Origin of the sequence: Alitabrizicola rongguiensis (genome assembly GCF_021491355.1) — a bacterium.
GTDB classification, from domain to species: domain Bacteria; phylum Pseudomonadota; class Alphaproteobacteria; order Rhodobacterales; family Rhodobacteraceae; genus Aliitabrizicola; species Aliitabrizicola rongguiensis.
In genome coordinates, this window is record NZ_JAKENF010000001.1 from 687,852 (window position 1) to 707,899 (window position 20,048).

General features: G+C 63.0%; 15 protein-coding genes. 4 read left to right on the plus strand and 11 right to left on the minus strand.

The genetic code is table 11. From position 1 onward, the window contains the following. Window positions 1-20 precede the first annotated feature (20 nt). The 9 genes from L0V05_RS03455 to L0V05_RS03495 all read right to left on the minus strand — a co-directional run bounded on the left by L0V05_RS03455 (window position 21) and on the right by L0V05_RS03495 (window position 12,136). The gene (locus L0V05_RS03455; RefSeq protein ID WP_234868531.1) at window positions 21-659 is read right to left on the minus strand and encodes a tellurite resistance TerB family protein; all 639 of its coding nucleotides are present in this window, start codon (window positions 657-659) and stop codon (window positions 21-23) included. Between the two features lie 89 nt (window positions 660-748). Beyond that, complete coding sequence (locus tag L0V05_RS03460) at window positions 749-4,324, minus strand: hydantoinase B/oxoprolinase family protein (RefSeq protein WP_234868533.1); 3,576 nt, start codon at window positions 4,322-4,324, stop codon at window positions 749-751. A 118-nt stretch (window positions 4,325-4,442) separates the two neighbouring features. Next, a complete protein-coding gene (locus L0V05_RS03465; RefSeq protein WP_234869193.1) occupies window positions 4,443-6,371 on the minus strand; it encodes a heavy metal translocating P-type ATPase in 1,929 nt (642 codons plus the stop codon). Window positions 6,372-6,522: 151 nt separating this feature from the next. After that, complete coding sequence (locus tag L0V05_RS03470) at window positions 6,523-6,831, minus strand: hypothetical protein (RefSeq protein ID WP_234868535.1); 309 nt, start codon at window positions 6,829-6,831, stop codon at window positions 6,523-6,525. Between the two features lie 14 nt (window positions 6,832-6,845). After that, complete coding sequence (locus L0V05_RS03475) at window positions 6,846-9,047, minus strand: LamG domain-containing protein (protein WP_234868537.1); 2,202 nt, start codon at window positions 9,045-9,047, stop codon at window positions 6,846-6,848. A gap of 24 nt (window positions 9,048-9,071) precedes the next feature. Then, window positions 9,072-9,377, minus strand: a complete 306-nt coding sequence (locus tag L0V05_RS03480; protein ID WP_234868539.1) for a hypothetical protein — start codon at window positions 9,375-9,377, stop codon at window positions 9,072-9,074. 6 nt (window positions 9,378-9,383) lie between these two features. Beyond that, window positions 9,384-9,737: a hypothetical protein gene (locus L0V05_RS03485; protein ID WP_234868541.1), complete on the minus strand. Its 354-nt coding sequence runs from the start codon at window positions 9,735-9,737 to the stop codon at window positions 9,384-9,386. A gap of 235 nt (window positions 9,738-9,972) precedes the next feature. Continuing rightward, window positions 9,973-11,394, minus strand: coding sequence for a serine/threonine protein kinase (locus tag L0V05_RS03490; protein WP_234868543.1), 1,422 nt, complete (start codon window positions 11,392-11,394; stop codon window positions 9,973-9,975). A 1-nt stretch (window position 11,395) separates the two neighbouring features. Further along, on the minus strand, window positions 11,396-12,136 hold the full coding sequence (locus L0V05_RS03495) for a metallophosphoesterase family protein (RefSeq protein WP_234868546.1): 741 nt from the start codon (window positions 12,134-12,136) through the stop codon (window positions 11,396-11,398). Window positions 12,137-12,586: 450 nt separating this feature from the next. On the opposite strand from L0V05_RS03495, the gene acs reads away from it, so the two are divergent. From acs to L0V05_RS03515, 4 genes are all read left to right on the plus strand, one after another. Further along, on the plus strand, window positions 12,587-14,551 hold the full coding sequence (acs, locus tag L0V05_RS03500) for an acetate--CoA ligase (protein ID WP_234868548.1): 1,965 nt from the start codon (window positions 12,587-12,589) through the stop codon (window positions 14,549-14,551). A 7-nt stretch (window positions 14,552-14,558) separates the two neighbouring features. Further along, window positions 14,559-15,224 (plus strand): adenylate kinase, encoded by a 666-nt coding sequence (locus tag L0V05_RS03505; protein ID WP_234868551.1) that lies wholly within the window; start codon window positions 14,559-14,561, stop codon window positions 15,222-15,224. A 186-nt stretch (window positions 15,225-15,410) separates the two neighbouring features. Further along, the gene (locus L0V05_RS03510; RefSeq protein WP_234868553.1) at window positions 15,411-17,210 is read left to right on the plus strand and encodes an MFS transporter; all 1,800 of its coding nucleotides are present in this window, start codon (window positions 15,411-15,413) and stop codon (window positions 17,208-17,210) included. Between the two features lie 106 nt (window positions 17,211-17,316). Continuing rightward, the gene (locus L0V05_RS03515) at window positions 17,317-17,703 is read left to right on the plus strand and encodes a response regulator (RefSeq protein ID WP_234868556.1); all 387 of its coding nucleotides are present in this window, start codon (window positions 17,317-17,319) and stop codon (window positions 17,701-17,703) included. Here the strand turns inward: L0V05_RS03515 and L0V05_RS03520 are convergent. Both L0V05_RS03520 and L0V05_RS03525 read right to left on the minus strand, forming a co-directional pair. Continuing rightward, complete coding sequence (locus L0V05_RS03520) at window positions 17,700-17,981, minus strand: hypothetical protein (protein ID WP_234868559.1); 282 nt, start codon at window positions 17,979-17,981, stop codon at window positions 17,700-17,702. The two genes, L0V05_RS03515 and L0V05_RS03520, sit on opposite strands and share 4 nt — an antisense overlap. A gap of 56 nt (window positions 17,982-18,037) precedes the next feature. Then, window positions 18,038-19,969, minus strand: a complete 1,932-nt coding sequence (locus L0V05_RS03525; protein WP_234868561.1) for a potassium transporter Kup — start codon at window positions 19,967-19,969, stop codon at window positions 18,038-18,040. Between the last annotated feature and the right edge of the window lie 79 nt (window positions 19,970-20,048).

A 20,048-nucleotide genomic window follows, 5' to 3' on the forward strand; every position in this document is an offset into this window, starting at 1 on the left:
CCCGCCCGGACAGTGTCAGATCAGGCCTTCGGGAAAAGCGCATCGGTCTGGGCGCGGACCTGCGCTGCCAGACCTGGATCGACGTTCATCTTCTGGGCCAGAAGCGCGAGATAGTCCTTCTCGGCCGGCGTGTCGGGATCGACGACGAGCATCGACGCCGTGTAGATCTGCGCCGCCTCCTCCGGCGAAGTCGCCATAGCCGCGATCCGGTCGATGTCGAGCGACTGAGAAAGCTCGTCCTGGATCAACTGGGCCACTTCAGGGCCCAGACCGAGAGCCTGGATCTGCTGCTTGATCTTTTCCTGCTCGTCGAGCGTCACGTTGCCATCTGCCTTTGCCGCCGCGATCATCGCGCGGACAAGGCGCGCGTTCAGCTCGTCCGTGACCTGGGGCGCGGCGGTATCGAGGCCAAGCGCACCGGTGATCGCATCCATCGGCGATTTGCCCGCCTGGTAATCTGCATAGGCACGCGAGGCGAGGCTGCCGATCAGCGCTGCACCACCGACACGGGCAACGCCCGCCAAACCGCCTTTGCCCCCCAGAAGCACGCCAAGAAGACCGCCGGCGAGCGCACCCTTGGTGCCCGTGGACTGAGCGCCCCAGCTCTGCTTCGCCTTGTTGAGAAGGTCACCCCCGCCGCCCGCAAGCAGTTGGTCCATCAACTTCGATACGTCTCTCATTCTGAAATCCCCCATGCGGAAAGAAACTTGCGCCGATGAGGGAAAGGTATGGTCAGGATGATGACGTTTCAACGACCGGGCGGCGATCCCCAACCACCGCCGCCGGGTGTGAGCATCTCGAAGACCGAATTCGGCGGAAGTTCGCGCTCGTCATTGCCCTTCAGCCTTTCGACACGGCCATCGGGCCAGATTACCCGGTTCTCGCCGACTGCGCCGGGATCGCCCCCTGCCCCGCCGAAGGGAGGCACGATTCGCGACGAACAGAGCGTCGTCACCGTTACCGGCGCAAGGAACCTCAGACGGCGAATGACGCCGTTGCCGCCCCGCCATTCGCCCCCGCCCCCTGATCCCTTGCGGATTCCGAAAGTCTCAAGCCGCACCGGAAAGCGCTTTTCGAGGATCTCGGGATCGGTCATGCGGGTGTTGGTCATATGGCTTTGGACCGCGTCACAGCCGGCGAATCCCGGCCCGGCCCCAGTGCCACCGGCGATCGTCTCGTAGTTCTGGAATCGGTCGTTGCCCCAGACAAAGTTGTTCATCGTGCCCTGGCTTGCCGCCAGAATTCCGAGCGCGCCGTAAAGCGCGTTGCAGGCAGCCTGACTGACCTCGGTATTTCCGGCGATCACCGCTGCAGGGGCACGCGGGTTCAGCATCGAGCCCTCAGGCACGATCAGGCGGATCGGCTTGAGGCAGCCTTCGTTGAGCGGGATCGGCTTCCCGACCAGAGTGCGGAAAACGTAAAGCACGACCGCACGGCATATGGCGAGCGGTGCGTTGTAATTTCCCGCGTGCTGCGCACTGGTGCCGGTGAAATCCACGACAGCCGAGCGGCTGGCCCGGTCGACCGTGACCTTCACTGCAATCTGAGTTCCGATGTCCATGGGATAGACAAAAGCCCCGTCAGACAGGCGGTCGATTGCAGCCCTTACGCTTTCCTCGGCATTGTCCTGCACATGGCGCATATAGGCCGCCACGGTTTCGGCCCCCTGTGCCTCGATCACCTTGTGGAGCTCTCGCCGTCCCGTTTCGTTTGCCGCGACCTGCGCCTTTAGGTCGGCGATGTTCTGGTCCACCGCGCGGCAGGGCCAGCGGCCGGAGGTGAGAAGCGCGCGCACCTGCGCCTCGCGGAACCGACCTTCCTCGACAAGTGGCGTCACATCGACCAGCACGCCTTCTTCATCGATGGTCCGGCTGTCAGGCGGAGAGGAGCCCGGCGTGCGACCGCCGATATCAGCGTGATGGCCGCGCGAGCCGAGCCAGAAGGCAGGCTCGCTTCCTGCGAAAACCGGCGTAATGACCGTCACGTCGGGCAAATGGGTACCGCCGTTATAGGGGCTGTTCAGCATCCAGGCATCGCCCGGGCGGGCCGTTCCCCTGGTGCTGCGGATGACCGTTCGAACTGCATCGGACATGGAGCCCAGATGGACGGGAACATGCGGCGCGTTCGCAACCAGATCGCCTGCCGCATCGAAGACGGCACAGGAAAAATCCAGCCTCTCCTTGATGTTGACCGACCAGGCGGTGTTGGCGAGCGTCGCGCCCATCTGCTCGGCGACCGACATGAAGAGGTTGTTGAAAAGTTCCAGACGAATTGGATCGACCTGAGTTCCCACAGCCGGCGCGTGGCTGATTGCCTGATTCCGTTCCAGGATCAGGTTGCCCGTCGCATCGCAGCGCGCCGACCAGCCAGGTTCGACCACCACGGTGCCGGTCGTCTCGCGCAGGATCGCGGGGCCGTCAATGCGGGCGTCCTGGCCCAGAAGCGCACGGTCATAGAGGGGAACGTCGCGCCAGCCTTCCGCCCAGACCTGCAAGTGATCGAGCGGCACGGGCGGGCCCTGCGCCGGAAGCGGAAACTGCGTAAGCTGTGCCGCGCCGCCCGCGGCCTCAGCCACCAGCATCTCGAACAGGATGGCGCGCTCGGGCGAGATGAAGCCGAACCGCGATCTGTGGACGGCTTCGAAGGCCAGCCGCATCGTTTCGGGTGTATCGAACGGCACCTCCAGCGCTTGGTGCGAGCCGTCATAACGCAGATGCGCCCGCGCCTCGACCCTGGCCGACGCCACCCCCTGCGCCGCGACCTCGGCGCGGGCCGCATCCGAAAGGCGGGAAATCTCGGCCTCGGCCGCCTCGAATGCGGTGAGCGGAGCGTCAAACTGCGCCTCACGCAGCGCGCGGATGTCTGCCAGCCCCATTCCGTAAGCAGACAGGACTCCGGCATAGGGGTGCAAGAACACCCGCGTCATCCCGAGCGCATCGGCGACGCGGCAGGCATGTTGCCCTCCCGCCCCGCCGAAGCACTGCAGGGTGTAGCGGGTCACATCATGGCCGCGCTGGACGCTGATCTTCTTGATTGCGTTCGCCATGTTCTCGACGGCGATGCGCAGGAAGCCCTCGGCGACCTGTTCAGGCGGCAGGAGTGGCCGTCCTGTGGCGACGGCAATTTCGCCTGCAAGCGCCACGAAGCGGGCCGTCACCGCCTTTGCGTCCAGCGGCTGGTTGCCATCCGGGCCGAACACCGCGGGAAAATGTGCAGGCGAAAGCCGCCCCAGCATGACGTTGCAATCCGTGATCGTCAGGGGTCCGCCACGACGGTAGCTTGCGGGACCCGGATTGGCACCTGCGCTTTCCGGGCCAACCTGAAACCGCCCGTCGCGGAAGGTGCAGATGGAACTGCCCCCCGCGGCGACCGTATGAATGTCCATCATCGGCGCGCGCATTCGCACACCCGCGACCTCTGTCTCGAACGAACGTTCGTATTGGCCAGAAAAATGGCTGACATCTGTCGAGGTGCCGCCCATGTCGAAACCGATCACCCGGTCGAACCCCGCCGCCTGTGCCGTGCGCGCCATGCCGACGATTCCGCCTGCCGGCCCGGACAGGATCGCATCCTTCCCCTGAAAGCGATGAGCCTCGGTCAGGCCGCCATTCGATTGCATAAACAGAAGCCGGCTTCGTCCAAGCGCACTTTCAACCTGGGCAACGTAGCGGCGCAGGATCGGCGACAGATAAGCATCTACCACCGTCGTATCACCGCGCGCGACCAACTTGGCCAGACGGCTGACCTCGTGGCTGGCGGAGATCTGCGTAAATCCTTCTTCCCGGGCGATCGCGGCAATGCGCATCTCGTGCTGAGGCGCGACATGCGCGTGAAGAAAGGCGACGGCAGCGGCGCGGATACCGCCTGCACGGGCCTCACGCAGAGCCGCCCGGGCTGCCTCTTCGTCGAGCTGTACCACCTCGTTCCCCACGGCATCGACACGACCGGGAACCTCGGCAACCTCTTCATAGAGAAGGTCGGGTCGCCGAATGTGCAGATCGAACAGCGCCGGGCGGGACTGGTATCCGATGCGCAGAAGATCACGGAAACCTTCCGTGATAAGCAGGAGAACCCGCTCGCCCTTACGTTCCAGAAGAGCATTGGTGGCGACGGTCGTGCCCATCTTCACCGCGACAATCGCACCTTCGGGAATCGGCTGACCGGCCGTCAGACCAAGACAATCCCGAATGCCCTGCACGGCCGCGTCGGCATAGCGTTCCGGGTTCTCCGAAAGAAGCTTGCGCGTCTCGATCGTACCGTCAGGGCGTCGCGCAACGATATCGGTAAAGGTGCCGCCTCGGTCGATCCAGAATTCCCAAGCCATGCCGCGCCCCCATTTTCGCCCCTCTCGGTCTGACAAATCAGCGGCGCTGTCAACGCGGCGACACAAGCGCAATGTTCAGTGCGCGGTGCGCCGGCAGGATCAATCCGCTCGGCAGTCCTCAGGTCTTGTTCCTGTCTGCCCTGATCGGATCGAACAGAAGGCGCAGACCGTTCAGCACCACAAGGACTGTCCCGCCCTCGTGCCCGACGACGGCCAGCGGCAGAGGCAGTTCGAACGCCAGCGCTCCGATCACAAGCAGGACCATCGCCGACAGCGCGAAAATCAGGTTCTGGCGAATGACCCGAGCGGTCCGCTTCGCCAGCCGATGCGCAGCCGCGAGGCGGTCCATGTTTTCCGACAGCAGCGCAACATCCGCCGCCTGAAGCGCTACCTCGCTGCCGGCGGCACCCATGGCGATACCTACATCCGCGCGGGCAAGTGCGGCGGCATCGTTCACACCGTCTCCGACGAAGGCGACCTTCCCCGCCTCGTGCAGATCCGCAACAAGGCGGACCTTGTCTTCGGGCAGGAGGTCCGCATGTATCTCGTCATCGCGCAAACCAAGTTCGCGGCCGATCCGCAGGGCAACCGGGCGGCGGTCGCCCGTCATCATCGCCAGCGTGGTGATCCCACTTTCTCGCAGGGCCTCTAGCGCGATGCGCGAGGTCGCGCGCGGACGGTCCGCAACCGTCACTGCGCCGTAAACCTCGGCATCGCGACCGAGGTAAACGATCGTCTCGGCATCGTCGGTCAAGGCCTGTAGCCCCACCTTCTCCAGGCTGGCTCCCATACGCGCAGCCATCCGCGCGTTGCCCGCCCACAGCAGGTTCACCCCATCACGGCTGTCTGCGTCACGGCCCGTGATCCCTTCGCTAGGATGTGCTGTCACGCCTGACACTTCGACGGCAGCCAGTCCGCGAGCTTCGACCGCGCGCCGCACGGCATCGGCGATGTGATGTTCGGAATGCGCTTCCAGTCCGCCAAGAAGCGCCAGGAACCGATCCTCGTCGCCGGTCAGGTCAACGATACGCGTCACCTCGGCCTGGCCCGTGGTCAACGTGCCGGTCTTGTCAAAGGCAAAGGTCTTGACCGCACCAAGGGTTTCCAACGCTGCGCCGCCCTTGAACAGGACACCTCCACGCCCCGCGGCCGCTAGGGCCGACAAGATGGCAGCCGGCACCGAGATCACGACTGCGCAAGGACTGGCCGCGACCAGCAGCGTAGCCGCGCGATAGAGCGCTTCGCCAAAGGGCCATTCCAGCCAGAGCAGCACGCAAAGTGCGACAACCGAGCCAACAAGCACTCCGACGGTATAGCGCTGCCCAAACCAGGCGCTGAACCGCTCGGAGGGCGCCTTTGCTGCCTGCGCCTCGGTGACCAGCTTGATCATTCTGGCGATCGTACCCTCGGACGCAGTGCGATCGACCCGCACCTCAAGCACGGCATCCACGTTCACTGTCGCTTCGAAGACCGACTGGCCCTGTCGCTTGTGCACGGGCACGGACTCGCCGGTGATCGTGGCCTCGTTGATCGACCCTTCGCCCCGCAAGATCGTGCCATCGACCGGCATCCTCGCCCCTGGGCGTATGACGACAATGTCCCCGACTTCAAGGCTGCTGGCGGCAATCTCGGTCACCTGCCCGTCGGGGTTCCGCCGCAAGGCCGTCTCGGGCCGAAGGGCCATCAGCGCCTCGACCGCCCGCCGCGCTTTCCCCATCGCCAGCTCCTCGAGCGTGGTCGACAGGCTGAAGAGCATCAGAAGTATTCCGCCTTCCATCGGCGCGCCCACGGCGGCTGCGGCGATGGCGGCGACCACCATCAGCAGGTCAACGTCAAGGACGTGATCATTCCAAAGCTCGGAAAGGGCGCGTATCGCGGGCGGAACGCCGCCAGCCAGATAGACAACGCCAAGCGCCAAGACCTGAACTTCCCAAGGACCTCCACCAAGCATCATGGCAGCGGCGACCAGAAGCCCACCGACTGTCAGCCCTGTCAGCACCGTATCCGCCCGCGTGTCGTCGCCCCGATCGGCAAGCGAATGCGCCATGGGCTTGGCCGTCTCGGCCTGAGCCATCAGCTCCTCATCACGAACTCGCTCCTGCCCGTCCATTTCCGCCCTGCTTCCGGCAATGCCAAATCAGCAAACGTTGGCACGGATCGGTGTCATCTCCAATGATCTGGAGCAAGTCGAGACCGGATCAACGGATATCTTCTGCGATGCGGACCGTCAGGAACCCATTGTTGGGAAAGGTCTCGATCGCGCCGTCGGCATAGGTGACGCGGAACTCCGCCTCATAGACCCCATCATCGGCGGTGTCGCTTGCCGCCCAGTTGTATTCCACCACCGATGCGTCGAGGACATTGCAAGGGGCGTCGATGATTGTCGCTCCACCTCGCAACCGCATCTGGAACTGTACGCTTGCGCCAACCAGGCCAACCGCCGGCTCAAGAGCAAAGCGAAGCGCAGGCGAGGTGTCGCCGCGCTTGATGTAGAAGGTCCCGCTCATCTGCCTCTCTCCTCTCAGACGATCCCGCTCGCGCCGCTTCCGTCCAGATGCCAGAGCTGGAACAGCCCGGCCTCGTTGCCTGAATAGGGCGTGGTCGGTGGCGTGAAATCGGCGATATAGCGCTCCGTAAGCCAGATGGCGTGCTCGTCGCTGGTGCCAGGCCACTGATAGGTTGCCGGGCTCACCCCAAAGGCGTTGACGCCATAGACCGAACTGCCCGCCGACCGGACTGGAACTGCGGCCCCCTCGCTCGCCACAAGCACACCGTCCAGATAGAGCCGGCGCTGTGCCGCCGTGCAGACCAGCGCGACATGGTGTTCCAGCCCGTCCGCCACCGCCGGATTGGTTCCCACAACCGAATTGGTACTGTCTCCCACATAACTGTCGGCAGAACTCGCGTTGCGGAAGTTACCCAGAAGCCGTCCCGCACTGTTCACCCCGATCCAACCCTTGTTCGACATGCCCGCCAGCACGCGCACCGCACTCGGCGCAGCAGACAGCGTAAAGCGGGCCTCGATCGTCCAGGTCGCAACCGAGGGAAGCGCGGCCCCTGCCGTCGCGGTCAGACCATAGCCCGCCGTCGCCCGCTGCCCGAAGCCGGCGATCGACGTTCCATAGGTCGCCGAGGTCATGGTGAGGGTCTGTGGCGATGTGGTCGAAACGATCGGCAGAGCCGTCACCGGCCGGACCGTACCCGCCAACGGTCGCCCTATGCCAAATCCGTCCGCGCTATTGTCATAGATCATGTCGGCCCCGCCGTCGGCAGCCGGATCGATGCCACGCCCAAACCAGACATCCAGCGCCACGCCGTCAGCCTGCGCCGAGGCCAGCTTCAGCGTGATTGTGGCTCCACTGATCGTGATCGGGGTTGTCGTATCCAATGAAAGGGGAGTGCCTGTGTCGCCGCGAGCATAAACCTTGAAGCGCGCCGCGGGAGATCCGATGGAGTTGAGAACCGCCACTCCCGGTGGGAGCGCAACCTTCAGAACGATGTCAGTCTGGCTGGTCCGCATGGCCGATGTGATGGTGGGCAATGCATGGCCCCGCATCGCCCTACTGAAGGCTCTGGCCAACGCCACACCGCCAGCCTGAGTCTCGTGCACGCCGTCCACAAGCGCTACGTCTACCGGCTGGACATAGGACGCACCATTTGCAGCCGCCCAGTCCGCCTGCACCTGTCGGATGCTTGCGATCCTGTCCCCGGTCCCCCAGCTTGTGGACGAGATATTCGGCAAGGCGCAAAGCAGTTTCCCAAAGCTGGTGCCAAGAACGCCATTGTGGGCAGCAACACTGGCAAACAGGCTGTTCAACGCCTGCCGATAGACCAACGGCGCCGTTCCTACACTCGAGTCGCTATGCCCCTGGAACCAGATGAACTGCTCGAACCCACCGACAGAGTCGAGCACAGCCAGCAGCGGGACGTTCTCGGTTCCACCGGGCACGAACGCGCTGATTGCCTGCGCACCCCTGGCATGACCGACCAAAGCGCAGGTCACCCCATGGGCTGATACCTGATCCTTGAGCAGAACAGCCGCTGCCGCGCCATCATACTTGCCGCTATCGCTCGGAAACGCCCAGGCTGCCGCGAGGTCGGCCTTCTGGCTGTCCTGATAGGAGCCAAAGATCACCCCATTCGCATCCGGCACCACAGCAAGATCAGACATGGTGGTGGTCTGACCATCCATCTTGGCAAAGAAACGCACGGCCAGCGATTGCCCTGCCAGCGCAATGATGCGCCCCACTCCGACGACATTCGCGTAGCTATGAAATGATGCCGACCCATTCGACCGGAACTGGAGCGTCAGCCAGCCCAGTCTTGCAGGCACATCAGGGCAGACAACCACTGCCGTTCCGGCTGCAAGTCCGGTTGCCGCAACCGTCCAGTCCTTCAGTACGGTTCCGTCCTCGGCCCTGAGCACCCGATAATCGAGCGTCGCCGCCGTGCCGTTCAGCGTCATCTGAAAGGCCAGCGTTCCGACGCCCTTGCCTCCTTCGCCTCCAGACACTGTGCGACGTTGCGCCACCGAATAAGCCGCGGGACCAGCAACAGCGGCAATGACGTCGGCTGCCGTGTCAGCCACAGTCAGATCGCCCTCCGCCATGATCCCGGCAATCGCCTTGTAGGTCCCAGGGCTCGAAGGTTTCACCGCCGCGCCTTCTGCCGCGTCCATCTCGATGATCGTCGTGGTTGCGGGGATGAAATATTGCTTCACCATCGGATCAATCCCTCGTCCTGTCTTTCACTGCCGCGTCTCAAGATGCCCGCCGTTGCGGCTTTCCGATGGAGAGGCCGTCCGGCGCGCCGAAGGCATCAGGTTCCCCTCAATGATCCTCCCGCCGCCGGTCAATCGCAGCTCCCCCTCAGCGGCAGCCGCAGCGCTTGCAGAGGCTATTGCGATCCCGGCAAGCTCGAGAATGCCCGAGCTCGACACGCCGGCACCTCCACCTGACCAGCTCGCGCCTATCACGGAAATCAAGTTGGCAACCGGCGCGGCGCCGCTCCAGCTTGCGCCATCGGCGGTGATCGTGTTCATCATGTCCGTCATCTTCGATCAGGCCCCGCCTGCCGAAAGGCTAAAGGAAGTGACCGTTACGGTCTGCCCTGCGGCCAATACGGGATTGTCCAGGGTCATGGCCCCACCGCCACCCGTCTCGGTCACTTCGCCCTGGACGTGGCAGATTGATCCCTGATGGATCCGGAAATGTCCGACCGTTCCCGCCGCATCGGCGGACAGATCCCGCCAGAGCCCAAGAAGCGCCTTGCTCCCTGTCGCGGCTCCCGCCATCCAGTCGGACGGCAGTGCGATTGTCGCAAGGACTGTGCCGCTGTCCGACTGGGAACAGTCTGAAGGCGGAGGACCGCTGCGCAGGGTCAACACCGGCGAGGGCCCAACGGCGACCTCCATGGCATCAAGCGCGGCGTTTCTCAGTGAAGTCGAAAATTGAAAGGCCATTTGCCACCCCTTGAAGCCGGTCGGGCGCTTTGCCTTCGCGCCTCTCGCTCACATGGGTAAGAGGCAACGGCTAACAGGCCCCTGCCTCTGCGGGCGCTAGATGCCTGCAGGCGCAACGGTCTGCATCATCCACAACGGAGCAAATCTACTTGCGAGCGGCGGGCGAGGAACTCGACGCCCGCGATCGTCAAATCACAGCAGCTTCTTCTTCACTGGCCGTCTGCACCAGACGGATCACCGTCGCGCTGCATGGAGCCTCGGCAATGACCTGACTGGACACCGATCCAAGGAAACGTCGGGTCGAGGAATGCCCGCGTGCCCCCATGAGGATGTGGTCGACGTGATTGTTGGCCGCATAATCGAGAAGCGCTCTTCCCGGATCACTGTGCTCGAGAATCGTATAGGTCAGCCGCTCCTCCGGAAGGTCCAGCTTCTCGGCCCAAGCTTTAAGGGTGACCAGCCGCGCCACGTGAATGTTCTCACCGTCGTCGGTCGTGGTGGGGTCCAGCCCGATCCGCGCGGTCTTGATGACATTCACGCAAGCTACCCGCGAATCTGGCTGGATCACCAGCATCCGCTGAACCCAAGTCAGCAGACGATGCGCCAGTTCCTCCATCTCTGGCGACAGGTCGACTGCCACCATCAGGATCGGCGCGCGATCAATCTGGCTCAGCATCGTCGGCGGCGCGGCGAACCGCCGGACCTTCCGCATCTTCCGCCGGCGTCGGAAGACCGTCCAGAATCCGTCCCGCTCGGTCTTCAGGCCCCGCGCGGTAATCTTTATCTGGTTGGGATGGCTCAGATCGAAAAGCATCTGAGAGGCGGACTGGTAGCGGTTGTTCGGATCGACCTCGAGCGCGCGCAGGATGATTTCTTGCAGCCAATCCGGGATTTCGGGCACCAGGACCCGTGGCGGCACCGGATCACGCCAAAGCCGTTTGCGGACCCCTTTCAGCCGTTCGGGTTGGCCGAAAGGCATCTTGCCGGTCGCAAGCTCGTAGATCATCGCACCAAGAGCGAACAGATCGCTGCGAAGATCGTCACGCTGGCGCAGATATTGCTCGGGCGAGATGTAGGGGAAGGTTCCCATGGGAATCGTGAACTCTTCCGCCAAAAGATCCGGAAGCTCGTCGTGACGCGACAGACCAAAGTCGATCGCAACGATCTCGCCCGTCTCGCGTCTAAGAAAGTTGTCCGGCTTCAGGTCCAGATGCACGACATGCTGCTTGTGCAGGGCATGGACCGCCTCCGCCATCCGCGCCGCGAGTTCAATCACATCTGATACCGGCAAAGGAGCGGTCTTGAATAACTGCAGCAAAGATTTGCCGGGAATCCGCTCCGTGACGATATAGGGCATTACCGAGAAATCCCCGACCCCCATCACGCGCGGCACATGCTGGCCGACCAGCCGCGGCATGATCATCTGTTCGACCTCAAAGCCGACGATGGTCGGGCCGTCATATCCGTCGAGGATGGTCGGCACCTTCATGACCATCGGCGTTCGGTACAGAGGATGGGTCACGTCCCAGATCGTCGCGAAACCGCCCTGGTGAAGACAGGCGCCCAGCTTGAAGCCGTCAATCTCCAGTCCCTCGCTTGGACGCAGCATCCTATTCCCCTTTCAGCAGACGGGTCGCCAGCACCTCGGGCAACCCAGTTGCCCGTATCTTTGCTGCGGTCGACGCCACGTCGTAGGCGACACGTCGGAAGCTCAGTTCATTCGTGCCGGTGTCCAGAATTGCATAGGCTGCCTCGGGACTTCGATCGCGCGGCTGACCCACCGACCCGACGACCACGATCCAACGCCGCGAACGGATCAGCGGCACGGCAGCACCGATCCGGAACTCATGTTCCTGGACCTGCCCGGTAAGGCCGCATGAAATCAGCGCGGGTACATGGACATGCCCGCAGAAGATCAGGCGCGAGGTGCAGACGCGGAAACTGCCCATCGCCCGCTGAGCGCCCGTCACGTAGATCCAGTCGCCAGGATCGTTGGCACTTGCATGAACAAAAAGGATGTCACCCAGCTCTTGCGTCAGCGGCAATGCAGCGAGGAACTTGCGTTGGGCCTCGTTCATGCGTGGCCTGGTCCAGTCCATCGCCGCCGCGGCCACTTTTCCCATCGACTCGGCACGATCGCCCACGGCGTTGTCGTGGTTGCCCTGAACGGCGATTGCACCGGCCTCGACCAGAGCGGCAGCCTTATCCGCACACCATTCTGGATCAGGGCCATATCCCACAATGTCTCCCAGCAGGACAATGCGATCAATCGCCCGCTGCTCCACGTCTGCAAGCACGGCAGAAAAGGCCTCCCGATTGCCGTGGATGTCCGTCAGGATCGCCAATCGCATCCCGTCTCCTCCCTCCACCGGTAGACCCCCGGCTTCCCCCTCCCGCAGCCTATGCGTGGCTTCCGGTTGCGGCAATTGCCCAAGACCGCGACCGCTCGCCGCGCCTGCGAATCAGCCGACAGGTGAATCGCGCCTCGCGAGTTGCCGGAACGGGCACCCGGCAAGAACCAGCCTGTCGGCCTGATGGGCCCGTCTGGCGCGCCGGCGTCTGCGAGACGTCATCCACGCGGTTCAACACGGGTCTGCTGTGAATCTCCACAGCTTTGAATTGGCTGATGTTAGCGCGATCAGAGATGCAAGAAATTTACAGATGATCCGCACCCATAGTCAAATTATTTTCAAAAAAATGCTTCTTAATAAAATACTTACAATTTACTTCACAAACGCGCTAAAGTGCCAGTGGGGGCGAAGGACTGGATTGATGTCGACCCCGAAAGTCGGAGGAGCATCATGACCAATCAGTCCCAAACCGAAGTCGTTTATCCGGCATCGCCTGAATTCGTGGCGAAGGCGCATATCGACGCGGCCAAATACGAAAAGATGTATGCCGCCTCGATCGCCGACCCGGATGCATTCTGGGGCGAGCATGGCAAACGGATCGACTGGATCCAGGACTATACCAAGGTCAAGAACACCGACTTCACCTTTGGCCAGGTGTCGATCAAGTGGTTCGAGGACGGAAAACTGAACGTCTCGGCCAACTGCATCGATCGTCACGTCGCCCGGCGCGGCAACCAGAACGCAATAATCTGGGAACCGGATGACCCCAGCCAGCCCGCAAAACACATCTCTTATGCTGACCTGCTCGAGAATGTGTGCCGCATGGCGAACGTGCTCAAGGCGCATGGCGTCAAGAAGGGCGACCGGGTCGTTCTGTACCTGCCGATGATCCCGGAAGCCGCATATGCGATGCTGGCCTGCGCCCGCATCGGCGCCATTCATTCCATAGTCTTCGCAGGTTTCTCGCCCGACGCCCTGGCCAACCGCATCAACGACAGCGAGGCGCGTATCCTCATCACCGCAGACTACGCGCCGCGCGGCGGCAAGAAGACCCCGCTCAAGGCCAATGCCGATGCCGCGCTCCTGCATTGCGACGACCATGTGAAATGCCTCGTCGTGAAGCACACCGGCGACCAGACCTCGTGGCGCGAAGGCCGCGACTTCGACGTGAACGCGGAAATGGCCTGGGCCGCACCCTATTGCGCCTATACCGAGATGGGGGCCGAGGACCCGCTCTTCATCCTTTACACCTCGGGCTCGACCGGCAAGCCGAAGGGCGTCGTCCATACTTCGGGCGGCTACCTCGTCTATGCCTCGATGACCCACCAGATCACCTTCGATTACCACGAGGGCGATGTGTTCTGGTGCACCGCCGATGTGGGTTGGGTGACCGGCCACAGCTACATCATCTACGGCCCGCTCGCGAACGGCGCGACGACCATCATGTTCGAGGGCGTGCCGACCTTCCCGGATGCCGGCCGCTTCTGGGAAGTCTGCGCCAAGCACAAGGTGACACAGTTCTACACTGCTCCCACCGCAATCCGTTCGCTGATGGGGCTTGGGGCCGAGTGGGTCGAAAAGCACGACCTGTCGTCCCTGCGCCTGCTGGGCTCGGTGGGTGAGCCGATCAACCCGGAAGCCTGGAACTGGTACAACACCCATGTCGGCAAGGGCCGCTGCCCGATCGTCGACACTTTCTGGCAGACTGAGACTGGCGGACACCTCATCACCCCGCTTCCGGGCGCGATCCCGCAGAAACCGGGTTCGGCCACCAAGCCGTTCTTTGGCGTCAAACCGGTGATCCTCGACCCGAGCAACGCCAAGGTTCAGGAAGAAACCGAGACCGAAGGCGTGCTCTGCATCGCCGACAGCTGGCCGGGCCAGATGCGCACCCTCTGGGGCGATCACCAGCGCTTCCAGGAAGCCTACTTCGGCCAGTATCGCGGCTACTACTTCACCGGTGACGGCTGCCGCCGCGACAAGGACGGCTACTACTGGATCACGGGCCGCGTCGATGACGTCATCAACGTCTCGGGCCACCGTATGGGCACCGCCGAGGTCGAAAGCGCCCTCGTCGCCCATCCGAAGGTCGCCGAAGCCGCCGTTGTCGGCTATCCGCATGACATCAAGGGCCAGGGCATCTACGCCTATGTCACCCTGATGAACGGGGTCGAGCCGACCGACGCCTTGCGGAAGGAACTCGAAGGCTGGGTCCGGACCGAGATCGGCCCGATTGCCAAGCCCGACCTGATCCAGTGGGCCCCCGGCCTGCCCAAGACCCGTTCGGGCAAGATCATGCGCCGCATCCTGCGCAAGATCGCCGAGAACGACTTCGGCAGTCTCGGCGACACCTCGACCCTCGCCGACCCGGGCGTGGTGGACGAGCTGATCGACAACCGCATGAACCGGGGCTGATCGGCACATGGCTGCACCGGTTTTCATTCTTCTCGGACCGCCCGGGGCCGGCAAGGGAACCCAGGCCCGAATCCTGCAAGAGGATTTCGGCCTGGTTCAGCTGTCGACTGGCGACTTGCTGCGGGCGGCAGTTGGCGCGGGTACGCCAGCCGGCCTCGCCGCGAAGGCGGTCATGGAGGCGGGCGGTCTTGTCTCGGACGAAATCGTTCTTGCCATCCTTAAGGAACGCCTCGCCCAGCCCGATACCGCAGCCGGGGTCGTCCTTGACGGTTTCCCGCGCACGGCAGTGCAGGCACGCGCACTGGACGTACTTCTGGCCGAGACCGGCCAGGGCGTGACGGCCGCCATCAGCATGGAAGTGGACGACGAGGCGATGGTTGATCGCGTCTCGGGCCGCTTCACCTGCGCCCAGTGCGGCGAGGGCTATCACGACAGCTTCAAGCATCCCGCCGTTGCGGGAACTTGCGACAAATGCGGCGGCACGGAGTTCAAGCGCCGGGCCGACGACAATGCCGAAACGGTCCGTGCCAGGCTTCATGCCTATCACGACCAGACGGCGCCGCTCATCGCCTATTACGAGGGCAAGGGGCTCCTGGAACGCATCGACGCGATGGAAACCATCCCGGCGATCCGCCAGGCGCTCGGGGCCATCGTGAACCGCGTGACGGCCTGAAGGGAGGATCGTGTCCGGCACGGTCGGGCACGATGGAGAAGTGGGGGAGACAGCGGAAATCGTGCTGCGGCGCGCCAACCCGGCCATCGCCGGGACCGGGAGAGGTTTGCCCGGCGCCAAGCCCAACTGCGGTCTCAAACCGGGGAACTGGCCGGCCGGAAGGTCGGATAACAAGGAGGAACGGACATGACAGCGAAACCGTCGGCCGCCAAGGTCGACCGCGCCCGCCCGATGACAGCCGAGGAAAAGAAGGTCATTCTTGCCTCGTCTCTGGGCACAGTCTTCGAATGGTACGACTTCTATCTCTATGGATCGCTTGCCAAGATCATCGGCGCCCAGTTCTTCTCGGCTTTCCCCGAGGCGACACAGGGCATCTTCGCCCTTCTCGCCTTTGCCGCGGGCTTCCTCGTCCGTCCGTTCGGCGCATTGGTCTTTGGTTCGCTCGGCGACCTGATCGGCCGGAAATACACCTTCCTCGTGACGATCCTCATCATGGGTCTGTCGACCTTCATCGTCGGTCTTTTGCCCGGCTCGGAATCCATCGGCATCGCCGCGCCGATCATCCTGATCGCGCTGCGCATGCTGCAGGGCCTCGCGCTTGGAGGTGAATACGGCGGTGCGGCAGTCTATGTCGCCGAACACGCCCCGAACGGACGCCGCGGCTACTACACCAGCTGGATCCAGACCACCGCGACGCTTGGCCTGTTCCTGTCGCTGATCGTCATCCTTGTCGTCACCAGCATCGTCAACAGCGGCTGGGCTCCGACCGAACTGCTGAAGGACGGACAGCCGGTAATGGGTCCCGATGGCAAACCCACGATGGTCACCGCTTTCCAGTCTTGGGGCTGGCGTATTCCGTTCCTGCTTTCGGCGGCTCTTCTGGGCGTTTCGCTCTATATCCGCCTGACGATGGAAGAAAGCCCGGTGTTCAAGAAGATGAAGGCGGAAGGCGCGACCTCGAAGGCGCCGCTGCGTGAAGCTTTCGGCCAGTGGAAGAATGCCAAGTTCGCAGTCATCGCTCTGCTCGGCCTCGTCGCCGGGCAGGCTGTGGTGTGGTACTCGGGTCAATTCTACGCCCTGTTCTTCCTGCAAAGCGTCGCCAAGGTGGACAGTTTCACCGCCAACATCCTGATCGCTGTGGCGCTGGCGCTCGGCACAATGTTCTTCGTCTACTTCGGCTCGCTTTCCGACAAGATCGGCCGCAAGCCGGTCATCCTCGCTGGCCTTCTTCTGGCCTGCGTGACCTACTTCCCGGTGTTCAAGTACATCCTGGCCACCGCCAACCCAGCCCTCGACGCCGCGCAGCGCAGCGCGCAGGTCATAGTGACCGCCGACCCGAACGAGTGCTCGTTCCAGTTCAACCCGGTCGGAACGGCCAAGTTCACCACCTCCTGCGACCAGGCGAAAGCTCTGCTCGGCGCTGCGGCGGTGAACTACACCACGGTTGATGCCCCTGCCGGTACCCCGGCCTCGGTCTCCGTGAACGGCACCGTGATCCCGGGCGTCGACACCGCTGGCATGGACGAGGCAGCCGCGAAAACGGCGAAGGCCGACTTCAGCAAAGCCGTGAACGCGGCACTGATCGGCGCCGGCTATCCGATGGTCGCGGCCGAAAACACCACCGTCGTAAAGATCGCGTCGTTCGGTGACGTGTTTAAGGCGCAGTCGCTCAAGCTGATCGTCGTGCTGTGGTACCTGATCCTGCTGGTGACGATGGTCTACGGTCCGATCGCCGCGGCTCTGGTCGAACTGTTCCCGACCCGCATCCGCTACTCTGGCATGTCGTTGCCCTACCACATCGGTAACGGCTGGTTCGGGGGCCTACTTCCTGCGACCGCAGCCGCGATCGCTCTGCAGGTGGGTAACGTCTACTCGGGTCTCTGGTATGCCATCATCGTGGCTGCTGGTACGTTCATCATCGGCCTGATCTTCGTGCCGCAGACGCATCAACGGGACATCTTCTCCGACGAGTTCAACCGTCGTTGATTTCCCCCTGAACTTGGTGCCCCCGGAGCAATTCGGGGGCACCATTTTGGTCTTATGACGACCGGTCACTAAGGGACCGCGCCGACACGTCCGACGGGAGGTCGCGATGTCCGGGAGCAGATTGAAGAGGGTCCTCGTTGTTGAACATGACGACGGTATCGCCACAGCACTTGAATACCTGATCTCACGCGAAGGTCTGGACCAAGACCGTGTCGCCAGCGGGTCCGCAGCAATTGAGCGCATCCGCAAGTTCCGTCCCGATCTTGTTCTTCTTGATGCTACTGTGCCTGGAATCTCCGGCTACGACATCTGCCGCAGCGTCCGGGACGACCGCGAGTTGTCCCACATCAAGATACTGCTGATGACCGCCCGAGGTCCCGCGGGCGAACGCCGGCGTGGAACAGATCTTGGCGCAGACGGCTTTGTCAGCAAGCCTTTCGAACTGAAGGACCTGCGCGACCAGATGCGTCGCCTTCTTGCCGCAGGGGTTTAGCCCTTCGTTCGCATGACGACGGCACGAATAGCGTAGACGATCGCCAGCAGAATGATATTGGACACGATCCCCACCAGGAAGGTCCGAAGGTCGGGCAGAAGTCCGACGCCGCCATGCGTCATCGGCGCGATCACCGCTACGAATAGGACGCCGAACGCCAGGGGCATGATCGCTCCCGTTGAACCCGCCGTCCGCATCTGCGTGAACATAAGTGCGACGATCAGGCCCACACGAAAAGGATCCAGCAGTTGCGACTGTAGCAGTTGCAGCAAATCCATAGTATTGCTCCCCCTATTGCGCCAACTTGGACGGAATGGCCAGGCCCGGCAAGGGCTTAGACGGCCACCCGCTCTCCTAGCTCTACGACACGATCCCTCGGCAGGTGATAATAGTCCGTCGGATCGGCCGAGAAGCGCGACAGAAGCGCGTAAATCTGGTCCAGCAGTCGCTCGATACCGATCGGCCCGGTCACAACGGGACGGCGGCGGCCAAGGAAGAAGCTCGAGCTCATCACGTCGAACTTGAGCCCTGCCCGCCGGGCAAGCGCCATGGACCTGCTGATGTTCGGTGTCTCCATGAACCCGAACCTCAGGGTCAGCCGCCCGAAATGCTCGCCCAGTCGTTCCCAGGTCGCCCGTTCCTCGGGCGCGGCGACCGGCGTCCGGAGCGTTTCCACGGTAAGGATGACCGTCTGGTCGTGCAGGACGCGGTTGTGCTTGAGGTTGTGCAGCAGGGCCGACGGCACGACCGTCGGATCGGGCGTCAGGAAGAAGGCCGTGCCGGGACAGATATGCACCGAACTGTGTCCCATCGAACGGACGAACCCTTCAAGACCGACAAGTTGCTTGTGCGCCTTGGCCAGCACGTTCTGTGAACCACGCCACCAGGCCCACATGATAAGCCCCATCGCCGCAGCGACCATCAGCGGCACATATCCACCCTCCTCGACCTTGACCAGGTTCGACGAAAGGAAGGCCAGTTCGAGAACGGCAATTGGCAGAGCGAACAAGATCGCCGTCCCAAGCGTCAGACGCCCCGATGCAACGATGAAGATGATACCGAGCAGCGTCGTCACGATCATCGTGCCCGTCACAGCGATGCCATATGCAGATGCCAACGCGCTGGATGAACCGAAGCTCAGCACCAGCCAGAGTACACCAAAGAGCATGGCCCAGTTGACCGACCCGATATAGATCTGACCACTCTGGTCGTGTGAGGTATGACGGATCGTAACCCGTGGCAGCAGGCCGAGTTGCACCGCAGCCCGCGCCATAGAATAGGCGCCCGAAATCACCGCCTGCGCTGCGATTACGGTCGCCATCGTTGCCAGCGCCACAAGGAACGGCAAGGTCGTTTCAGATGCCAGCAGGAAGAACGGATTGCTGATTGCCTCGGGTCGGGTGAGCACGAGTGCACCCTGCCCGAGATAGTTCAGCACGAGGGCCGGGAAGACCATAAGGAACCATGCAAGCCTGATCGGCCGCCGTCCGAAATGGCCAAGATCGGCGTAAAGTGCCTCTGCGCCAGTGACCGAAAGAAACACGGCGCCCAGTACGATGAACGCAACTCCCAGGTGATCCATCAGGAACGTTACGGAAAGCACCGGGTTGAACGCCGTCAGAACCACCGGCGCGCTCACGATCTCGGTCAGACCGAGCCATGCAAGCACCAGGAACCAGATCGCCGTAATCGGTCCGAAGGCGAAGGCGATTGACCCTGTCCCGCTTCGCTGCACCACGAAGAGTGCAAGAAGGATGCCGACCGTGATCGGAACGACGAACTCCTCCATCGAGGGCAGGATGAGTTCTGTCCCTTCGACAGCCGATAGCACCGAAATGGCCGGTGTGATGATCGCGTCGCCCGCGAAGAGCGCCGCCCCCGCGACGGCCAGCATCAGAACCGGAAGCGACCTCCTGCCGATTGCAAGGCGGGCCAACGTGTACAGCGCCAGGACGCCGCCCTCGCCTCGGTTGTCGGCACGCAAGAGCAACATCACGTACTTGACCGTCACAACGATGATGAGTGTCCAGATGATGAGCGACAGCAGCCCCAGAACCTCGGACTGCTGCAGCCCGTCCTTCGCGACCGGACCCAGAGCCTCGCGAAAGGCGTAGATCGGGCTGGTACCGATGTCGCCGTAGACGACACCCAGGGCACCAAGCGTCAGTGCTGCCACACCTGTTGGGGCGGCATGCTCGTGTTTTTCTTCGGATTCATCCCGCAGGAAAGTCGCGATGTCCAATTCGCCGTCATCGAAAAGCGGCAACTGGCGCTCTTTCGGCGGATGCCGATCTTGTGAGTGGTTTTTGGTCATTTGGGGGATAGCTGCGGTCTACAGCCGGTAG

Excerpts from the sequence above, each read along its gene's own strand:
- L0V05_RS03475 (WP_234868537.1), bottom strand. The coding sequence starts at position 9,047 with ATGGTGAAGCAATATTTCATCCCCGCAACCACGACGATCATCGAGATG.
- L0V05_RS03460 (WP_234868533.1), bottom strand. The coding sequence starts at position 4,324 with ATGGCTTGGGAATTCTGGATCGACCGAGGCGGCACCTTTACCGATATC.
- L0V05_RS03515 (WP_234868556.1), top strand. The coding sequence starts at position 17,317 with ATGTCCGGGAGCAGATTGAAGAGGGTCCTCGTTGTTGAACATGACGAC.
- L0V05_RS03505 (WP_234868551.1), top strand. The coding sequence starts at position 14,559 with ATGGCTGCACCGGTTTTCATTCTTCTCGGACCGCCCGGGGCCGGCAAG.
- L0V05_RS03490 (WP_234868543.1), bottom strand. The coding sequence starts at position 11,394 with ATGCTGCGTCCAAGCGAGGGACTGGAGATTGACGGCTTCAAGCTGGGC.
- L0V05_RS03520 (WP_234868559.1), bottom strand. The coding sequence starts at position 17,981 with ATGGATTTGCTGCAACTGCTACAGTCGCAACTGCTGGATCCTTTTCGT.
- L0V05_RS03465 (WP_234869193.1), bottom strand. The coding sequence starts at position 6,371 with ATGGCGCATTCGCTTGCCGATCGGGGCGACGACACGCGGGCGGATACG.
- L0V05_RS03495 (WP_234868546.1), bottom strand. The coding sequence starts at position 12,136 with ATGCGATTGGCGATCCTGACGGACATCCACGGCAATCGGGAGGCCTTT.
- L0V05_RS03455 (WP_234868531.1), bottom strand. The coding sequence starts at position 659 with ATGGACCAACTGCTTGCGGGCGGCGGGGGTGACCTTCTCAACAAGGCG.
- L0V05_RS03480 (WP_234868539.1), bottom strand. The coding sequence starts at position 9,377 with ATGACGGACATGATGAACACGATCACCGCCGATGGCGCAAGCTGGAGC.
- acs (WP_234868548.1), top strand. The coding sequence starts at position 12,587 with ATGACCAATCAGTCCCAAACCGAAGTCGTTTATCCGGCATCGCCTGAA.
- L0V05_RS03470 (WP_234868535.1), bottom strand. The coding sequence starts at position 6,831 with ATGAGCGGGACCTTCTACATCAAGCGCGGCGACACCTCGCCTGCGCTT.
- L0V05_RS03485 (WP_234868541.1), bottom strand. The coding sequence starts at position 9,737 with ATGGAGGTCGCCGTTGGGCCCTCGCCGGTGTTGACCCTGCGCAGCGGT.
- L0V05_RS03510 (WP_234868553.1), top strand. The coding sequence starts at position 15,411 with ATGACAGCGAAACCGTCGGCCGCCAAGGTCGACCGCGCCCGCCCGATG.